Raw genomic sequence first — 18,927 nt, forward strand, 5'->3', positions numbered from 1 at the left:
GCGATCCTCTCCTTGGTGGTTCGGCCGGCCCTCATGATCGGGGCTCGGTCCATATCGCGTAGCGTGGGGGATGAAGGGTGCGCGGGTAAATGCGACCAAAGTCGTAGGGCCCGGCCCGGTCGTCCGGCTTGACCCCCCGCCCCCGGCTGCGAGAGATTTGGGGCAAGGAGAGAATCATGGCTGATGTCCGCCCCGCGCCGAACGCTCCGGCCGGCAGCATTGATCGCGAAGACTATGAACGCCGCTACCAGCGCGCGACCACCGACCCTGAAGGCTATTGGCGCGACCAGGCCAAGCGGCTCGACTGGATAACCCCGTTTGAGCGCGTGAAGGACGTCTCGTTCCACGAGGCCGATTTCCGTATCCGCTGGTTCGACGACGGCGAACTCAACGTGTCGGCCAATTGCCTCGATCGGCATCTGGCGACGCGCGGCGATCAGCCGGCGATCATCTGGGAGGGCGACGAACCCGGCGAGAGCCGGACGCTGACCTATCGCGAGCTCCATGCGCTGACCTGTCGCTTCGCCAATGTGCTGAAGGACAATGGCGTCGCCAAGGGCGACCGAGTCACCCTCTATCTGCCGATGGTCGCCGAGGCGGCCGCCGCCATGCTCGCCTGTACCCGTATCGGCGCGATCCATTCGATCGTGTTCGGCGGCTTTTCGCCCGACAGCCTCGCCAATCGCATCCAGGATTGTGATTCCAAGCTGGTCATCACGGCGGACGAGGGGTGCCGGGGCGGCAAGCGCATCCCGCTCAAGGCCAATGTCGACGCTGCGCTAGAGAAATGTCCGGGGGTCGAGCGCGTCCTGGTGCTGCGCCGCACGCACAAGGACATTGCGATGACCGAAGGCCGCGACCTGTGGCTGGACGAGGCGCTGGCCGCCGCGTCGGAGGAATGCGCGCCCGAGCCGATGGCGGCCGAGGACCCGCTGTTCATCCTCTATACCAGCGGCTCGACCGGCAAGCCCAAGGGCGTGCTCCACACCACCGCCGGCTATCTCCTCTGGGTCACCCAGACTTTCCGCGACGTGTTCGACTATCGCGATGGCGAGATCTTCTGGTGCACCGCCGATATCGGCTGGGTCACCGGGCATAGCTATGTCGTCTATGGCCCGCTCGCCAATGGGGCGACGACGGTGATGTTCGACGGCGTGCCCAGCTATCCCGACCATGGCCGGCTGTGGGAGACGGTGGACAGGCTGGGCGTTAACATCCTCTATACCGCACCCACCGCGATCCGCGCGCTGATGCGCGAAGGCGACGACTGGGTCACGCGCCATTCGCGCCAGAGCCTGCGTCTGCTCGGCACGGTCGGCGAGCCGATCAACCCCGAAGCCTGGGAATGGTATTGGCGCGTCGCCGGGGACGGACGCTGCCCGATCGTCGACACCTGGTGGCAGACCGAGACCGGCGGCATCCTGATCGCCCCCCTGCCCTATGCGACCGACCTGAAACCGGGCTCGGCGACCAAGCCGCTACCCGGCGTGTTGCCGCAGATCGTCGATGCCGAGGGCAAGGTGCTGGACGGCGCGGTCGAAGGCAATCTCGTCATCGCCGATAGCTGGCCCGGGCAGATGCGCACGGTATGGGGCGATCATGAGCGCTTCTTCCAGACCTATTTCACCACCTATCCCGGCAAGTATTTCACCGGCGACGGATGCCGCCGCGACGAGGATGGCTACTACTGGATCACAGGCCGGGTCGACGACGTCATCAACGTGTCGGGTCACCGCATGGGTACCGCCGAGGTCGAGTCCGCGCTGGTCGCCCATGCCAAGGTCGCAGAGGCCGCCGTCGTCGGTATGCCGCACGACGTGAAGGGCCAAGGCATCTACGCCTTCGTCACGCTGAACACCGGTGAGGAGCCTGGCGACGCGCTTCGTGACGAACTGCGCCAATGGGTGCGCCGCGAAATCGGCCCGATCGCGAGCCCCGACGCGCTGCAATTCGCGCCCGGACTGCCCAAGACGCGTTCGGGCAAGATCATGCGGCGTATCCTGCGCAAGATCGCCGAGAACGACACCGGCAATTTGGGCGACACCTCGACGCTAGCCGATCCTTCGGTGGTCGACACGCTGGTCGCGGAGCGGGTCCACTGACGCGAAAGATCCTGATCGCCGACGACCATCCCCTGTTTCGCCAGGCGCTGGGGATCGCGGTTAGCCGGATCGCGCCCGACGCCGATGTGGTCGAGGCCGGGACCCTCGACCGCGCCGGGGCGGTGGTGCGCGAGGCGGGGGAAGATCTGGCGCTGATCCTGCTCGACCTCAACATGCCGGGCGCGGTCGGCTATTCGGCGGTCGCGCTGCTCCACGCGGAGGTCCCGGCGGTGCCGATCCTGGTGATCTCCAGCGCCGACCTCGCCGCCGCCCGGCCGCAGGTCGCGCGGTTCGGCGCGGTCGGCTTTCTGGGCAAGGACGAGAGCCTCCAGACGATCGAGACCGCGATCGGCGCGGCGCTCGCCGGTGAGCGCATGGCGATCGACACCAGCGCCGCCGATCACGACATCGCCGAGCGCGTCGCCTCGCTGACTCCGACCCAGCTCCGCGTGCTGATCGGGGTTCTGGCGGGGCGGCTCAACAAGCAGATCGCCTTTGATCTCAGCATCAGCGAGGCGACGGTGAAGACGCATATGACCTCGGTGCTGCGCAAGCTGAACGTCGGCAACCGTACCCAGGCCGCGCTGGCCGCGCGAGCGCTGGGGCTGGAGACGGCAGGCCACGGGGTTTAGTTTCCAAAACTTCCTCCCCTGTAAGGGGGGGGTGGCAGGCCGAAGACCTGACGGAGGGGTGTCGCCCCTGGCCAGGACCGACTTCCTCACGAGCGCTGACACCCCTCCACCATGCTTCGCATGGTCCCCTTCCCCTTACAGGGAAGGATTTTCTGCGTGTCGATCCTGCACGACGCCGGAGAGCCACTCCTCCAACAGAACCGGATCGACCGGCTTCAATAACAGTGCGATCCCGGACGCCGCCGCCCGCTCGGCCAGGGCGGGACTGCCATCCGCGGTGATGATGATGGCGGGGAGCAGCGGCGCATGTCGGCGCAATTCGGCGATGAGAGTCAGGCCGTCCTCCTCGCCGAGATCATAATCGACCAGCGCGGCGTCGATCCCCTTCGCCGCCACCCTAGCCGCTGCCCCGTCAGCGACGGCCCGAACCGCATGGCCCGAACGCCCCAACAACGCCTCCATGCCCCCGCGCACGGCCGGATCGTCATCGACGACGAGCAGCGTCAGGCGCGGCGTCGGCGATAGTGTCATCCGATCCTGAGCATCGGGCCGCTTCACCGCCGCTCCATCCACCGTCGTCTCGGCGATGGGTAGCGACAGGGCAAAACGGCTCCCCCGCCCCACCACGCTGTCCAACTTCAGGGTGAGGCCCAGCAGCCGCACGGTCCGCTCGACGATCGCCAGCCCCAGGCCGACGCCGGCATCCTCGCCGGTATCCAGCCGCTCGAACTCCCGAAAGATCACCCCGCGCCGGTCCTCGGGGATGCCGGGGCCGGTATCGATCACCTCGATCCATACGAAGTGCCCGCGCCGCCGCACGCCGACGATCACGCCCCCCGACATCGTATAGCGGACGGCATTGCCGATCAGGTTCTGAACGATCTGACGCAACAGAACACGATCGGTCTCGACCACCGCATCGGGTCCCCCGACATGCAACCGCAGCCCCTTCGCCGCCGCCTGCCCGCCGAACCCCGCAACCAGATCGTCGAGCAGCGCACGCAGCGGAAAGCGCGTCGGGTTCGGGACGATCCCACCCGCATCCAGCTTGGAGATGTCGAGCAGCGCGCGCAGCAATTGCTCGGCGGCGACGATCGAACGATCGATCCGCTCGACCAGCGGCTCCTCCCGCTCGCGGGCGAGCGCCGCCGCGAAGAGACGCGCCGCATGGAGCGGCTGGAGCAGGTCATGGCTGGCGGCCGCGAGGAAGCGCGTCTTGTCACGGGTCGCGGCGGCCAGCGCCGCATTGGCCTCCGACAGCGCGGCGGTGCGTTCGCGGACGCGGGTCTCGAGCGCATCGCGCGCCGCCTCCGCCGCCGCCAGCGCCGCCGCCTCGGCGGTCGTGTCGGTAAAGCTCATGACATAGCCGCCGCCCGGCATCGGTCCGCCGACCGTCTTGAGCACCCGCCCATCGGGACGGATGCGGACGAAGCTGTGCGGGGTGCCGCGCCGCATATGCGCCAGCCGCCGCTCGACATGGTCGCGCACCTCGCCCGGCCCGCACTCGCCGGCCAGTGCGTTGAAGGCGATCGCGTCGGCGATCGGTGCGCCGACCCGGATCAGCCCCGGCGGAAAATCGAACAGCTCCAGATAGCGCCCGTTCCAGGCGATCAGGTTCAGATCGGCATCGACCACGCTGACCCCGGAATCGATATTCTCGAGCGTCGCCGCCAGCAGCCCCTTGGAGAATTGCAGGCTCTGCCCGCTTTCGTCCAGCATCCGGGTGACGTCGTCGACCGACATGGCCGCGCCTGAAAGTGCGGAGGCGACCAGCACGCGGGCCGAGGGTGCGCCCACCACCTCCGCGATCAGCCGCTCTGCACGACGCGCGGTCTGCTGGTCGACGCGCTCGCCTTCTCCCAGCACCGCGACGGCGCGGTCCATACCAACGAAGCGTCCGGCCAGCCGGATCAGATCACTCCGGTTGCGGATCGTCGCGATCCGGTCGCCCCGGTGGAAGACCAATCGCGGCGCCGGGATGCGCCGCGCGAGTACCGCGCCATGGACGAGCAGGTTGACCAGCAGGCTGGCCACCGCTCCCTCCGACACGAAATCAAGGCCCGCAATGCCGATATGCGGCAGGATTGGGCGACCGATGATCGTCGGCACGAACAGCATGATCGCCCACATCGCCAATCCGGCCGTCAGCCCCGCCTTAGCCGATACCGGATCATGCCCGCGCGCCCGGACCGCCAGGATCAGCGCGGGCGCGAACTGCGCCATGGCGGCAAAGGCGACGAGGCCGATCGCCGCCAGCCGCTGCTCGGGCGGAATGGCCAAGGCATAGGCCAACGCCACCGCCATCAACAGCAGCATCACCACGCGGCGAACCCAGAGCAGCGCGCCGCCGATATCGGATGCCTTGGCGAGGCGAGGCGAGCGCAGCAGGATCGGGCCGACCAGATCGTTCGACACCATCGTCGCCAGCGTGATCGTCTCGACGAGGACCATGCCCGTAGCGGCCGAGAAGCCCCCCAGAAAGACGAGCAGCGCCAGCCAGGATTCGCCGCGGGCCAGCGGCATGTCGATGACCAGCAGATCGGGGTCGGCAATCGCCATCGTGCCCAGGAAACCCGCCAACGCGATCGGCACCACCAGCAGCGCAATGACGGAGAGATAGGCGATCAGCGGCCAGCGCGCGGCCATCGGATCGCTGGGCGAGGTCGCCGCGACCACCCCGACGAAGAACTGGCGCGGCAGGCAGATGATCGCCGCCGCCGCCAATAACGTGATGACGACAAAATTGGCATCGAGCGCACTTGGTGCGAACCGCCCCGCCAGCGCCGTGACGGCGGCCGTGCGGTCGGCGGGGACGGCCTGCGCGATCAGCACGAGCGAGAACAGGCCGATCGCCACGAAGGCCGCGAATTTGACGACGGACTCGATCGACACGGCGACCAGCACGCCGTCATTGCCCCCCGCCCGCTCGTGCCGCCGGTTGCCGAACAGCATGGCGAACCCCGCCAGCACGATCGCGGTGACGACGATCGGCCCGCCGCTATTGGCGCTGCCCGTCAGATCCGCATAGGTGGTGCCCACCGATCGCAATTGCAGCGCGAGATACGGCACCGTGCCGAACAAGGCGAGAATGGTCACCAGCGCCGCGACGCCCCGGCTCTTGCCGAAGCGGGCGCCGATGAAATCCGCGATCGACGTCGCCCCTTCCTCCTGCGCCGCCTTGACCAGCCGCGCGAGAAAGCCCGGCATCAGCAGAAAGACGAGGATGGGGCCGAGATAGATAGGCAGATAGGCCCAGCCGGTCGCCACCGCGCTGCCGACCGCGCCGTGGAAGGTCCAGCTCGTGCAATAGACGGCCAGTCCGAGCGTATAGACGATCCGCCGCCGCGCGCCGCGCAGCCGCGCCCGCTCGCTGAGAAAAGCCACGCCGGTTAACAGCCCGGCATAGGCCACCGCGATCAGGAACAAGACCAGCCCGCTCAGTCCCCTATCCTCCCCCGATCATATCTGGGCGCGACGGCCATCCGCCTTTGCGCCTGTCATCAATTGAGACCAGAGCGCGATGATGACAAGCGCGTTTTCCGATCGGGCGGAACGCCCTGGGCGAGGCTCGAAGCCGACGATCCCCGATTACGCCGCCAGCAACCGGCTGGCGCAGCTCTGCACATGGTCGGCGATCAGTTTGAAGGCCGCGCTCATCGGGGATTGCCGCCGCCACGCAATGGCGATCGATCGATGAACCTGCCAGCCCTGGACGGGTAGGATCTTCAACCCCGCGGCACCGCCCATGGATCGCAGATAGAGGCTGGGCAGAAGCGCCAACCCCAGCCCGCTCGCCACCATCTGGTGCAGGCTTTCCAGGCTGGTGCCGTAATAGTCCGGCGCGATCGTCATCCCATATTGCTCGGCGACGTCCGCGGCCTGTCGGGCGAGGTGATGACGTGGGTCGAGGGTCAGGAGCGGGCTACCGGTCAGGACCTCGCGCGACACCTCCGCGCCCGCATCGATCGGATGGTCGAGCGCCGCGACCAGATGCAGCGGCTCGCGAAACAGTGGTTCGATGGTCAAATCGTCGCCCGTCATCGGCAGCGGCCCGAGCACGACGTCGATATTGCCGCGCGACAGCTCCAATATCTGCTCGTCGGGAATCCCCTCACGCACATGCAGGCGCAGATGGGGTGCCATGCGATGCAACTCGGCGATGATCGGCAACAGGAGATAGGGCCCCAGCGTCGGCGTGGTGCCCAGCTTCAACGTGCCGGTAAGACTGTTGGAGGATCCCGCCGCCAGCGCGACGATATCGCTCGCATCGCTCAACATGCGGCGTGCGGTCGCCACGATGCTGCGACCGACAGGCGTCAGCACCGCCCCCGCCGCACTGCGTTCGAGCAGCCGGGCGCCCAGCCGCTCCTCCAGCGCCCGCACCTGCTGGCTCAGCGTCGGCTGCGAGACATTGGCGACGCGCGCGGCCAGCGCGAAGGAGCCGGTATCCGCGATAGTGACCAGATATTCGAGCTGACGCAGCGTGGGCATGGCTTGCTATAGCCGCTCGCTATAGCCCCGGCACCAAGATTCCGATTGGCCAGACCCATGATATGTCGTTACCCTGACATCACATGGATTAAACCGAGGCGTACCTTTTTTAAGAGCCCAGCAAAGATTCGGCAAAGTTTCGCCACTATCGGCTCGCTCGAGGTACACGAAGGGGGACTATTTTGGCAGCGGCACGACTGGGATTTCGGGACGCGGTGGGTTGGCTGGCGCAGATCATAGGCCCGGATTCGGCCTATGTGCGCCTCGGCATTGTCTATACCATCGCGATCAGCCTATTGGCCCTGGCCACACCCATTTCGGTGCAGTTGCTGATCAACAGCGTGGCCAATACCGCGATGCCGGCACCGCTCTGGGCGCTGTCGGGCGTGCTGTTGATGCTGCTCCTGCTGGTTGCGGGGCTGAGCGCGCTGCGAGTGTGGATCATGGCCGCGTTCGAGCGGCGGCTGTTCTCGCGCGTCGTGGCCGAGGTCACGCTACGCGCGGTGCATGCGCAGGACCCCTTCTTCGCCGACGGCAATCGCGGCGACCTGTTCAACCGCTATTTCGACCTAGTCGTCGTCCAGAAATCGGTGCCCAGCCTGGTCATCGGCGGCTTTACGATCGTGTTGCAGGCGGTGATCGGGCTGACGATCACCAGCTTCTACCACCCCGTCTTCCTCGCCTTCAACGTCGTGCTGGTGGCGGCGCTGTTGCTCGTATGGCTGTTGTGGCGGCGGGGCGCGATCAGCGGGGCGGTGGCGCTGAGCCATGCCAAGCATAATGCCGCCCGCTGGCTGGAAAGCGTCGGCGGATCGAACGGCTTCTACAAATCGCTGCGTCATCTCGATTTCGCGATGACCCGCTCGGAGGCGATGACCGCGACCTATGTCGACACGCATCGCCGCTATTTCCGCTATCAGTTCGCACAGACGGTCGCGTTCCTGCTGATCTATGCCTTTGCCAGCGCCGGCCTGCTGCTGCTGGGCGGCATGCTGATCCTGCGGGGGCAGTTGTCGCTGGGCCAGCTCGTCGCGGCGGAGCTGATCCTGTCGGGCGTCTTCTACGGCATCTCCCAGCTCGGTATGTATCTCGACACCTTCTATGATCTGGTCGCCAGTTCCGAGGAGCTGTCGCTGCTGTTCGCCATTCCGCAGGAGCCCAAGGTACGCGGCGCCAATGGCCCGCACGATGGATCGGTGAAGCTGACCGACGTCGTGCTGAACGACGCCCATTACAACCTCACCCTCGAGGCCGGAGAACAGCTCGTCACCGTTGCCGAACCGGGTGCCGAGCGCCGGCTGGCCATGCTGCTGAAGCGGCATGCCCTGCCCGAACGCGGCCTGGTGCGGATCGGCGGTGCCGATCTGGGCTCGTTCGACATGTATCATCTGCGTTCGGACGTGACGGTGCTCGATCGTTCGACGATCGTCGAGGTGACGATCCGCGAATATCTCCGTCTCGCCTCGGGCGATCTGGCCCAGGGTGCGATGGAGGCGCTGGCCATGGTCGGGCTGGAACGCCGCCTGGCCAGCCTGCCGCAGGGGCTGGACACGCCGCTCGGCTCGACCGGCTATCCGCTCAGCGTCGGCGAGACCATGGCGCTGAAGCTCGCCAATGCGCTGCTGGTCCGCCCCAAGCTGTTGCTGCTGGGCCAGTTATACGACCTGTTGCCACCCGAACGGCTGCTGGCGGCGCTACGCCTGCTCAAGGCGCATGGCACGACCGTGCTCCTGTGCACCGGCCGCCCCGAGGATTTGGAACTGGACGGCTATCTCCATCTGGGCCTGACCGAACAGCGCCGTTTCGCGCAACTGGCCGACCTCCGGACCGCCTATAGCCAGGAGGGCGCCGATGTCGCATCTGCCTGAACATCTCGCTCATTTCCGCACCCTCGGCTCGCTGCGCCCGCCCCGGGTGACCGTCGCCATCGCCTGGATCCTGACGGTCGGTGTCGCGGTGGCCATATTCATCCTGTTCTTCGTGCCGTGGCTGCAAACCGCGCAAGGGCGTGGGCAGGTGGTCTCGCTCGATCCGCAGGACCGTGCGCAGGACGTGACCGCGCTGGTGCCCGGCCGCGTCGAGCGCTGGTATGTCCATGATGGCCAGCAAGTGAAGCGCGGCGACCCGATCGCCCGCATCGTCGACCTCGATCCCAACCTCCTCTCCCGCCTCGCCGCCGAGCGCGCACAGGTGGAGGCTGAAATCGCCTCCGTCCGCCAGTCGCAGGCGGTCGCCCAGATCGACGTCAACCGCACGCGGCAATTGTTCTCCGAAGGGCTCGCCTCACGGCGCGATTACGAACAGGCGCAGATCAAGGTCGCGGATTCGGGTGCCAAGCTGGCGGAATCGCGCGCCAAGCTCAACCGCATCGATGTCCAGCTCAACCGCCAGTCGGCGCAGTTGGTCCGCGCCCCGCGCGACGGCCGCATCCAGAATCTCAACGCGGCCGCTGGCGGCGCCTATGTCTCGGCTGGCACCGCACTCGCGGTGGTCGCGCCGGAGCAGGTCGAACGCGCGGTGGAACTGATGATCGACGGCCGCGACGTGCCGCTGCTGCGGCCCGGCCGCCCGGTGCGGCTGGAGTTCGAGGGCTGGCCCGCCATCCAGTTCAGCGGCTGGCCCTCTGTCGCCTATGGCTTCTTCGACGGTCGCGTTCGCACCATCGATCCGAACGCCAATGCGCAGGGCCTCTTCCGCATCCTGGTCGAACCCATGCCCGGCAAACCCGCCTGGCCCGAGCGTCAGTTCGTCCGGCTGGGTGGCAAGGTCCAGGGCTGGGTCCAGGGTGAGACCGTCACCGTCGGCTATGAACTCTGGCGTCAGCTCAACGACTTCCCGCTGGAATTCGGTCAGACCGCCACCGACAAGAATGCCGGCAAGGACGACGACAAGAAGATCGCGGCCAAGGCGGGCAAGCCGAAATGATCCGGTCGCTCCTTCTTTCCGCATTGATCATCGCCCCCGTCCTGGCCGCGCCGGCCACGGCCCAGCGTATCCGGGCCAACCCGGCGCCGGCCGCGACGCCCGGTTCGGCGCCACTGACCCTGGACGAAGTGCTGCGCGCCTCCGCGCGTGCGGCCCCGCAGATCGTCGAGGCACTGGCCAAGATCCGCGCCGCCGAGGGACGCGCGATCACCGCCAATGGCGCGTTCGACACCGTGTTCGAGGCCGAAGGCCGCTCGCGCGCGCTGGGCTATTATGACGGGACCGTCGCATCGGCGAGCGCAACCCGCCCGCTGAGCGACAATGGCGGCTATGTCTATGGCGGCTACCGCGTCACCCGGGGCGACTTTCCGGTCTATGAGAACCAGAACTACACCAACCGCCTGGGCGAGGTGAAGGTCGGGGCGCTCTATGCCCTGCTGCGCGACCGGTTGGTGGACGAGCGCCGGACGCGTCGCACCCTGGCAGCGGGCGATATCGACATCGCGCAGTTCGAGCGTCAGGCGGTGGCGATCGGGGTGCAGCGGCGGGCGATCGACGCCTATCAGAACTGGGTCGCGGCCGGCCTGCGGCTGCGCGCCTATCGCGACCTGCTGGCGCTGTCGGAAAGCCGGCGCGGGGGCTTCGCGCGTCAGGTGCAGCTTGGCGCGCGGCCGGAGATATTGCTGGCCGAGAACGACCAGAATCTGGTCCGCCGCCGTGCCCTGGTGGTGCGCGCCGAGGGCGATTTCGACGCGGCGGCCAATGCCCTGTCGCTCTATTTCCGCGATGCGGCGGGAGAGCCGGTACTGGTCGGGTCGGAGCGTCTGCCCAGCGATGCCGAAGCCTTGGCCGGCGTGGCGGCCGTCGCGCGCGACAATTTCGAACAGCAACGCCCCGATCTGCAGGTGCTGCTCGCGCGGATCGATCAGGGGTCAGCACGTCTGGCACTGGCGCAGAATGAACTTCGCCCCCGCCTCGACCTGCGGGGAGAGATGGGCAAGGATATCGGGCCGGTGGGCCTGGGCGGACCGACACGCACACCACTCGAAGCCGCGGTCGGTTTCCGCTTCTCCATGCCGCTGCAGAACCGCGCGGCGAAGGGGCGCATCGTCGAGGCGCGGGCGGAAATGGACGCGCTGGCGGCGCGCAGCCGCTTCCTGCGCGACCAGATCACCGTGGAGGTGGAAGGCATCTCCATCGGCGTCGGCGCGGCCGAGAAACTGGCGACGATCGCCGAGCAGGAACGCCAGCTTGCCGAGCGGCTCGCGGCGGCCGAGCGGCGCCGGTTCGAACTGGGATCGAGCGACTTCTTCCTGGTCAATCAGCGCGAGGAGACCGCGAACGATGCCCGTGTCCGCCTGATCGACGCGCAAGCCCGGATCGCGGCGGCCCGCGCCGAACTCGCCGCCGCCACCGCCGACCGTGCGGCCCTGGGCCTGGAGCCGTGATAGATGCAGTCAGTTCTGAGCCGTCGGCCGTGTCGCAATATATAATGCGCAACCGGCCATCACGAGTCCCACGAGGACAATGCCGATGACCGCCGGATGCGCGGTCAGCAGGAAGATCGCATAGCCGGTCGCCATGCCGCCGCAGGCCATCCGCTTGGCCCGGCGGCTCATCGCCCCGTCCCGCCGCCAGGCGCGCAGTGTCGGGCCGAAGCGGGGATGGTGCAGCAACCGCGCCTCCAGACGCGGCGAAGAACGCGCGAAACATCCCGCCGCCAGGATCAGGAAGATGGTGGTCGGCATCAGCGGCACGATCGCCCCGATGATGCCCAGCCCGACACAGGCGAACCCCAGCGCCAGCCAACCGAGGCGCGCCGCTCGCCTGACCGGGCTGTGCCGGACGGGCTCACGCAAAGCTGTCATCGGCCAGCATCCGGACATGGGCAAAGGCATCGCGGGCGCCGTTCAGCATCCGCGCATCGTCCACCTGATCCAGATCGAGCGCATCGACCGCTCCGGCAAAGCTCTTCCAATATTTGCCACGCCCCCCGGGATGGCCTGCGAGGTGACGCGCACCGAACTCACCATCGAGGCCCAGGGCCGCCGCACGTTTCAGCAGCGATGCCGCGCCCAGTGTCGACCCTTCCGCCACCCATAGCCAGCCGATCGCGGTGGCGGAATCGACCCGCGCCATATTCGAGGGTTTGGAGGGATGTTCGCGCGGCGGCGACTGGCCGAGATCGACCAGATCCTGCCGCACCCGCTCCAGCCGACGTCGGGAAGGCAAGTCCAGGCTGGCCGGCAGCGGCAGCGCCGTGGTGTAGAGCCCGTCGATGGTCTGGTAGAAATGATACTGCATCCGCAACAGCCGGACGTACCGATCGCGATCGCGAAACGGCTCGGCGCTGATGATTCGGGTGTCGAGCCCGTCATGCGCGCTGCGGGTCGCCTCCATCAATCGCTGCGACCGGGATATGGGGCGGGCCGGTATGGCCAGGGCGGCATGGATCATGACGGATATCCTCAGATGATGGGAAAGATCAGCGGCGCAGGGCGAAGTCGATCGGCACCTCGACGGTGACCGGATCGCCAGCAATGGCGGCATCGACAGCGGGCAAGGGAGAGGCGCGGCGCACGGTCGTCCGCGCCTCCATATCGAGCAGCGGATAGCCGCTGCCATGGACCAGCTCGACTGCGATCACCTCGCCCGAGCGGTGCAGGGTGATGGCGACGCGCGCCACGCCCTGTTGCCGCGCCGCCTCGGCCTGGCGCGGATAACGGCGATAGCGCTGGAGGTGGCCGAGCAACCGCGCCCGCCAATCCGCTGCCGCCGTAGCGCTGGATGCCATCGGCGTGGCCGGTGCGGCCGGGGCGGCGGTGTGGGCACCTTCCGCAGGTTTCGCGGTCAACGCCGGTGCCGAGGGCAGGACGATAGCCGATGCCGGTTGGGCGGGTGACCCGGGGGATGCGACCTCCACTGCCGGCGAGGTTGGGATGGGAGCGGCATGCGAGGGCGAAGTCGTCGCCATGGCAGGCTTCCGGGGCATGGGCGGCGGCGGCTCCGTCGGATGTGGCGCGTGGGGCTCGGCCGGCTGATCGACCGGAAGCGACTCCGTCACGAAAACCGCCATGGGGCCCGCATCGATTGCGGGCGTAGGCGGTGTCATCAGGCGAAGGCTGGACAGCAGCGCGAGGAACAATCCACCCGCCGCCAGCGCCATCGTTCCGCACGCCCGCGCCTGCACGGGCTGGCGATAAACGGACGGGCGGGCATCAGAGCGCATGTTCGAGCCGGAAGCTCGCCGCGGTGCGATGAAAGGAATAGAGCCAGTCGACATTGCTCGTCACCCGGTTGTGCTGAAAAAGGATGTTCGGCGTCAGCCCCGCGAAGCGCAGTTTGGGCAGGCGCAGGACGGCGGTCAGGTTGGTCTCGCGATCGTGGCGGACCGCCTCCAGCAGTTCGCTATAGGCGCGGTAATCGCGCTGCCGGGCGGAGGCGATGAGGGTCAGTTCCGCCCAGTCGGCAAAACCGTGCACCATCCCCAGCCGCGCACCGATATGGCGATAGGCATTGGGGCGGGCATCCGCCTGCTTGTCCCCTGCATCCAGGCCCGCGAACAGGCTCCAACCGCGCGGCAGCGAGAGCCAGCCGGTCAGGTTCGCCTCGGTCAATGCGCCGTCGAGATCGTCGAAACCGCGATGATAGTCGAAAATCCGGCGCGTGACCTCAATCCGCAGGGCCGTATCGGGCGACGGGGTGACCATCGCCTCCGCCCGCAGGCCCGGCGCGGCATAGAGCAGCTTGTCGCCCAGGCTCGCCAGATCGATGGTCGGCGACAGGGTCAGACTGCGTCTGGCGGTCTGATGGTCATAGCCGATCTGTGCGCTCAGCGTCGCCTGGTCAAAGTCGCCATGGCCGGGCCACAGGTCGCCGTAAACGAAGGCGCGGGCGAGCAATCCCCCCTGCCCCTTCAGCGCAATCCGGCGGCTGAGATTGCCCTCGATATTGATGCCGACCGACGCGATCGCAGACGGCAGGGTGCGGTCGATCAGGCAGGTGCCGTCCTCACCGGTCAACAGACAGGTCTGGCTGGCCGAGCTCTGGTTCAGGTTGCTGCTATAGCCCGGCCCGATAGCGATCATGCCCTGCCACTGATCGCGACGGTCGAGCGCGGTGAGGAAGGCGTCGACATTCCGGCGCACCCCGGCGGCGCGATCATCCTGTCTCGCCAATTCGTCGCGGATCGCGCGGAACAGGCGGCGCGCCTCGCGGTCTTTGCGGTTCTCGAACAACAGGCGGCCGAGTTCGAGCCGGCCGGGAAGAAAGTCGGGCTGGATCGCCAGCAGCGCGCGATAATGCCGCTCGGCCTCGCCCAGCCGCCCCTCGCTGCGCGCCAGACCGCCGCGTGCCCAGGCGACCAGCATGGGATCATGCCCGGACAGCGCCACATAGCGCGGCAGAAAACGGCGGACATCGACCCAGGCCTTGCGCGAAACCGACAGGTAGATCGCACGCCCCAGATCGTCGAGCGTATCATCGACCCGATAGACCTCGCCGTCGATGGTGATGCTATCCGATGGCGTGGCGGCTTCGATCGCCTCGCGTTCCTGCGGCGTCGTACGGCGATCGATACCGGGGTCGAGACGCAGGCGGTTGTCCTCGCTGCGCGCGCTCTGGGCGAAGGCGGGCATGGCAAGGGGACAGGCGATCAGGGCCAGGATCGAAGAAAGGGCGAAGTATCGCATGGGGGATCGTCGCGAAGCCGGGGCTCCCGCAAGGGAGAGACGGGAGCCCCGACCGTTCGCGTCAGTTCTTCGTGCCGCCAAAGGCGGTGTCGTGCTGCCGCGCACTCGCAAAGCGAATGGTACCGGCCAAGGCTGCCGCATCCGCGCCAAAGAAACGACCATTCACCAGACCGTTGGACGCGACCGTCGATCCCGATTGGGTCGCCGTCGCCCCTGTACCGGTGAAGGTCGCATTGCTTTGGATCGTCGCCGTGCCGATACTGACCCCCGCACCGGTCGAGGCGTTGGCAAGGCTGCCGGTCAATGTGCCCGACGTGCCCGAACCGAAATTGGCGGTCAGGGTGCCGGTCAAAGCGCCCTTATTGGCATAGTCGCTGATCCCCTTGACCGCATAGGTGGCGGTACCGCTGGTCGGGACGGTCGTGCCGCTGGTGTTGCCGACATAGTAAACCGTATGGTCGCCCGCCGAGGCATTGCCCGTCTGCGACCATTCGCCGAACCACAGATCCGCCGTGCCGACCCGCGCAAAGCGGAAATCGCCATAGCTGCTGTGATCGGCGACGTCGCTGGTCGCCATGTTCAGATGGCGCACCCCGTTCAGGTCGGGCGCGGCGTAGAGGCTCAGCCCCTGGAAATCGACGCGCCGTCCATTGGTCCCCGGCACGCCGATCCCAGCCCGGCCCGCGACATGGGGGCCGCCATTCACATCGCTGGCACCCACGGTCACCTTGCCGGTATCGCTCGATCCGCCCGCGAACTGGGCCTGGGCCGCCCCGCTGGTCAGAACGGCGGCGAGGCCAGCGAGAAGGATGGTCTTCATCTGGATGGAGGTCATGCTATTACTCCTGCGGTTGTGTGCGCCCGATGGCTTCGGGCGCATCGATCCGGCCCCGCTGGCCATGTCCGGCTTTCAGGAAGGACTAGGGCGGCGGGGTCGAATTTCGGGATCATCAAAAGCGGCCCGTCAGGCTCAGCCGAACGGTGCGCCCGGGTGCGGGCATCAGCGAACGGGTCAGCGGGTCCGCATAATAACGATCGTTGAGGTTGGTCCCCACCAGCTCGGCCGAGAAACGGTTGTTGAGATTGTAGCGGACATAGGCGTCGGCGGTGACGATCGCGCCCCAACTGAAGGGCACGTTGAGCGAATAGACATCGATCTGCTGCTCGCGCGGCAGGTTCGCGATCCGCTCGAAAAAGGGATTGTTGTAGCGGCTGTAATAGGTCAGCCGCCCACCCAGTTCGAGCCGCTTGTCCAGGAAGCGCCCTCCCATCGTCCAGTTGACCGTCTGCTCCGGTGTCGCCTGGGTCAGCAGGAAGCCGTCCGGGAAGCCATATTTGACGCAATCGGGAACGCTGCCGTTCTTGCGATCGGCCAGCGCGGCGGCACTTTCGTCGCAGACTTGGTTGGTGGTCATGAAGGCTGCGCCGACTTGGGTATAGAAACCGCCCGTATCGATCCGCGCCTCGGCCTCGATCCCCGCGATCGTCTGTTCGCGGATATTGCTGAACTGAAGGTTGGTCGACCGCTCCACCACATTGGAGATGCGGTTGCGATAGAAGGTCAGCTTGATGTCGGCGCGCTGATCCTCCTGATTGAGGTGCAACAGGCTGCGCAGATCGCGCACCAGACCGACCTCGTACAATCTGGCATGTTCGGGCTGAAGCGGAGCCAGTGGATTGAACGAAGCCGAAAAGCCCAGCGTGCTCTCGAACATGCTCGGGAAGCGCCACGTCTCGATATAGCGGGCATAGGCGCGCGTGTGCTCGTCGGCATAAACGGTGGCGGACAGGCTGGGGGCCCAGCGATGATCCGACCGGCGCGGTGCGGTGATCGGAACGACCTCGACGATATTCTGCAGACGGCAGGTTCCGTCATTGCCCGCGACACTTTTGAGCGACCCGTTCAGGCAGGGATTACCGGCGCGGGAGTAGCGCCCCTGCGCATCGGGCCGCCAGACCGGCCCGGCTTCCTCCCAAGAGAGTTCATAGGGGCTTGCGAGATAATCGGGCAGCATCATTCCGATGAACTGATCGACGTCCTCGGTCGGTAAACCGGTCAGAGCCGTGCGCCAATATCGCTCGAAGTACGCCTCACCCGTGCCCGAGACATTGAAAAAGGACTCATAGCCTCGATAGGCGACTGATCGCAGGTTCGCATTGCCCTTGGCGATCTGGCTCCGCGCGAAATCGTCCACCGCCCAGTAACCGGCATAGCTGACCCCCGCGTTCAATTTCAGGAAGCTGGTGGGCCGCCACTCTCCGTCCAGCCGGACGAGGAACTCCTCGCGTCGTCCCGCGCGCGGAAATTGCCGCCAGCCCTGGAAGCGCGCAGCATCATAGACGTCGTGCGACGCCAGCTTCTCATGCTGCCAGTTGCCGCTCAGCGTCAGGTCGAAGGTCGACCCGAACCGCACTGTATTGCTGGCGTTCAGACCATAGCGATTGTTGATCGCATTGGCGCGGGCATTGTCGATGATGATCGGATCGTTGAACGTCGCGAAATTGGGCATGCCACCAGAATTATAGGTATCGCTCCTGGTATCGGTGGCCCAGAGATTGGCCTTCAGGTCGATCCAGCGGCTCTCCGGCTGCCATTTATACTCCGCATTATAGGCGCGGGCATGGACCTTGCTGAGCGGCCATTGCACATTGCCCGTATCGATCGGGATGCGCGACGGCATGATCTCGCCATAGCGGGTGACGCTGTCGCGCAGGCTGACCAGCAGATACTGGTCGTCGGCGATATGCCAGGTCGCCTTCAATAGGACGGATTCGAGATCGCTCGATGTATTGGGCACCTCGTTGCCCGGCGCGAAGCCGAGCGCCATGCGGCGGATGCGGTTGAGATTGTTCGAGGGCAGGTCCGACTGTTCGTAATAGCCGGCCTCGCTGGTGCCGGAGAAATAATTGCCCCGCTCGCGATACGCATAGGCGCCGAACAGATCGAGCCCCTCGATCCGGATCGCTCCGGCCACCCGCACCGCCCGGTCGCCCAGCGAGACGAAGTGGTTGTCGTCCCGGGTCCGCGGGACGATCACCAGCGACGGATCACGCAATGCGAAGCTCGGCGAGCTTTGCGGGAAGCCCGGCACGGTGCGATAGTCGCGGCCCGTGAGCAACGTCGGCAAACGCGGGTCGGTCGAGTTGTTGCCGCCCTCCACCCGCAGATCGAGGCCGAAATTGCGGCCGGGACGCAGGACGTCATCCGCGTCCAGCGTGTTGATGACGACCGTGCCGCCGGTCGAGCTGCGGATATTGCCCTGATCGGTGGGCCCGCGCAGCACCTGCAGCCCGGAGATCAGATTGGGGTCGACATAGGCCCGGTTGCTCGCGCCATTATAGCCACGCCATACCGTCAGCGCCTGTTCGGTGCCGTCGATCACCACGGGCACGCGCCCCGGCCCCTGAATGCCGCGAATGCTGGGGTCGAGCGCGCCGCTGTTGCGCGCATCGCCGCTCAGCACATTGACCATGCCGGTCAACAGGTCGGAGGTGGTGACGCCCTTATAGCGTTCGATCTCGGCGCGGTCCTTATACCCGCTGGAAAAATCGGCGTCGAAGACCGTGTCATGGCCGCGCTCCGCCCGCACTTCGGCGACATCGCGCGGGGCATCGCCGCCCTGCACCCGCAAGGCATCGGTGACGAGCGGCGCCTGTTGCTTTCCCGGCGTCACGGGTGGAACGGGCCGCCGTTGCAGCGTCAAAACGCCGTCCGCCAGCCGCCAGTCGAGCCCGGTGCCCGCCAGCAGCCGATCAAGTGCCAGCGCCCGGTCCACTCGCCCCGTCACGCCCGGCGAGTGCAATCCGGCGACCAGCGCGGCATCGACGCCTAGCTGTATATCCGCCTGTTGCGCAAACTGGGCCAGCGCATCGCCCAATGGCTGTGCCGGGATGTTGACGCGCACTGGCGCCGGCCGTGCCTGTGCGGCCAAGGGCGTGGCCAAAGCGGGTAGCGCCGCTGCGCCCAGCAACATTGCCAGCGCCAAGCGCCTTCCCCGAAACTCACGATATCCGTCGATCACATCGTCCCCCGATTTCCCAAACAGAACGATTGCTATTGCGTATCGTTCGCATTCATAGGGTAGA

13 protein-coding genes are annotated in these 18,927 nt (G+C 66.8%); 5 read left to right on the forward strand and 8 right to left on the reverse strand.

What is annotated here, in order from left to right:
* The first annotated feature begins 176 nt into the window (after positions 1-176).
* The gene (gene acs / locus SP6_RS10840; RefSeq protein ID WP_007404949.1) at positions 177-2,102 is read left to right on the forward strand and encodes an acetate--CoA ligase; all 1,926 of its coding nucleotides are present in this window, start codon (positions 177-179) and stop codon (positions 2,100-2,102) included.
* Positions 2,099-2,734, forward strand: coding sequence for a response regulator transcription factor (locus SP6_RS10845; RefSeq protein ID WP_037568550.1), 636 nt, complete (start codon positions 2,099-2,101; stop codon positions 2,732-2,734). The genes acs and SP6_RS10845 overlap by 4 nt, the downstream gene beginning before the upstream one ends.
* Before the next feature lie 135 nt (positions 2,735-2,869).
* Here the strand turns inward: SP6_RS10845 and SP6_RS10850 are convergent, their stop codons facing one another.
* Together SP6_RS10850 and SP6_RS10855 are read right to left on the reverse strand one after the other, a co-directional pair.
* A complete protein-coding gene (locus SP6_RS10850; protein WP_007404892.1) occupies positions 2,870-6,160 on the reverse strand; it encodes a hybrid sensor histidine kinase/response regulator in 3,291 nt (1,096 codons plus the stop codon).
* Between the two features lie 162 nt (positions 6,161-6,322).
* Positions 6,323-7,225, reverse strand: coding sequence for a LysR family transcriptional regulator (locus tag SP6_RS10855; RefSeq protein ID WP_007405022.1), 903 nt, complete (start codon positions 7,223-7,225; stop codon positions 6,323-6,325).
* A gap of 182 nt (positions 7,226-7,407) precedes the next feature.
* Between SP6_RS10855 and SP6_RS10860 the strand changes: the two genes are divergently transcribed.
* The 3 genes from SP6_RS10860 to SP6_RS10870 are packed head-to-tail and all read left to right on the forward strand — an operon-like array spanning position 7,408 to position 11,598.
* Positions 7,408-9,093: an ABC transporter transmembrane domain-containing protein gene (locus SP6_RS10860; RefSeq protein ID WP_007405016.1), complete on the forward strand. Its 1,686-nt coding sequence runs from the start codon at positions 7,408-7,410 to the stop codon at positions 9,091-9,093.
* On the forward strand, positions 9,077-10,150 hold the full coding sequence (locus SP6_RS10865) for an efflux RND transporter periplasmic adaptor subunit (protein WP_007404964.1): 1,074 nt from the start codon (positions 9,077-9,079) through the stop codon (positions 10,148-10,150). The genes SP6_RS10860 and SP6_RS10865 overlap by 17 nt, the downstream gene beginning before the upstream one ends.
* A complete protein-coding gene (locus SP6_RS10870) occupies positions 10,147-11,598 on the forward strand; it encodes a TolC family protein (protein ID WP_037568493.1) in 1,452 nt (483 codons plus the stop codon). Before SP6_RS10865 ends, SP6_RS10870 begins: the two co-directional genes overlap by 4 nt.
* Positions 11,599-11,607: 9 nt before the next feature.
* Here the strand turns inward: SP6_RS10870 and SP6_RS10875 are convergent, their stop codons facing one another.
* The 6 genes from SP6_RS10875 to SP6_RS10900 all read right to left on the reverse strand — a co-directional run bounded on the left by SP6_RS10875 (position 11,608) and on the right by SP6_RS10900 (position 18,827).
* On the reverse strand, positions 11,608-12,018 hold the full coding sequence (locus SP6_RS10875; RefSeq protein ID WP_007404961.1) for a YbaN family protein: 411 nt from the start codon (positions 12,016-12,018) through the stop codon (positions 11,608-11,610).
* Complete coding sequence (locus SP6_RS10880) at positions 12,002-12,607, reverse strand: biliverdin-producing heme oxygenase (RefSeq protein ID WP_007404901.1); 606 nt, start codon at positions 12,605-12,607, stop codon at positions 12,002-12,004. Before SP6_RS10880 ends, SP6_RS10875 begins: the two co-directional genes overlap by 17 nt.
* Positions 12,608-12,635: 28 nt before the next feature.
* Complete coding sequence (locus SP6_RS21385; protein WP_197939090.1) at positions 12,636-13,004, reverse strand: energy transducer TonB; 369 nt, start codon at positions 13,002-13,004, stop codon at positions 12,636-12,638.
* A gap of 364 nt (positions 13,005-13,368) precedes the next feature.
* A complete protein-coding gene (locus SP6_RS10890) occupies positions 13,369-14,841 on the reverse strand; it encodes a surface lipoprotein assembly modifier (protein ID WP_007404878.1) in 1,473 nt (490 codons plus the stop codon).
* Between the two features lie 61 nt (positions 14,842-14,902).
* Complete coding sequence (locus SP6_RS10895; protein ID WP_007405009.1) at positions 14,903-15,676, reverse strand: Slam-dependent surface lipoprotein; 774 nt, start codon at positions 15,674-15,676, stop codon at positions 14,903-14,905.
* Between the two features lie 115 nt (positions 15,677-15,791).
* Complete coding sequence (locus tag SP6_RS10900; protein WP_007404966.1) at positions 15,792-18,827, reverse strand: TonB-dependent receptor; 3,036 nt, start codon at positions 18,825-18,827, stop codon at positions 15,792-15,794.
* Positions 18,828-18,927: the final 100 nt, after the last annotated feature.

This window comes from Sphingomonas paucimobilis NBRC 13935 (assembly GCF_000739895.2).
Taxonomy (GTDB): Bacteria; Pseudomonadota; Alphaproteobacteria; order Sphingomonadales; family Sphingomonadaceae; genus Sphingomonas; species Sphingomonas paucimobilis.

Coding starts and splice junctions, on each gene's coding strand:
- SP6_RS10875 (WP_007404961.1), bottom strand. CDS start 12,018: ATGACAGCTTTGCGTGAGCCCGTCCGGCACAGCCCGGTCAGGCGAGCG.
- acs (WP_007404949.1), top strand. CDS start 177: ATGGCTGATGTCCGCCCCGCGCCGAACGCTCCGGCCGGCAGCATTGAT.
- SP6_RS10855 (WP_007405022.1), bottom strand. CDS start 7,225: ATGCCCACGCTGCGTCAGCTCGAATATCTGGTCACTATCGCGGATACC.
- SP6_RS10895 (WP_007405009.1), bottom strand. CDS start 15,676: ATGACCTCCATCCAGATGAAGACCATCCTTCTCGCTGGCCTCGCCGCC.
- SP6_RS10870 (WP_037568493.1), top strand. CDS start 10,147: ATGATCCGGTCGCTCCTTCTTTCCGCATTGATCATCGCCCCCGTCCTG.
- SP6_RS10865 (WP_007404964.1), top strand. CDS start 9,077: ATGTCGCATCTGCCTGAACATCTCGCTCATTTCCGCACCCTCGGCTCG.
- SP6_RS10890 (WP_007404878.1), bottom strand. CDS start 14,841: ATGCGATACTTCGCCCTTTCTTCGATCCTGGCCCTGATCGCCTGTCCC.
- SP6_RS10880 (WP_007404901.1), bottom strand. CDS start 12,607: ATGATCCATGCCGCCCTGGCCATACCGGCCCGCCCCATATCCCGGTCG.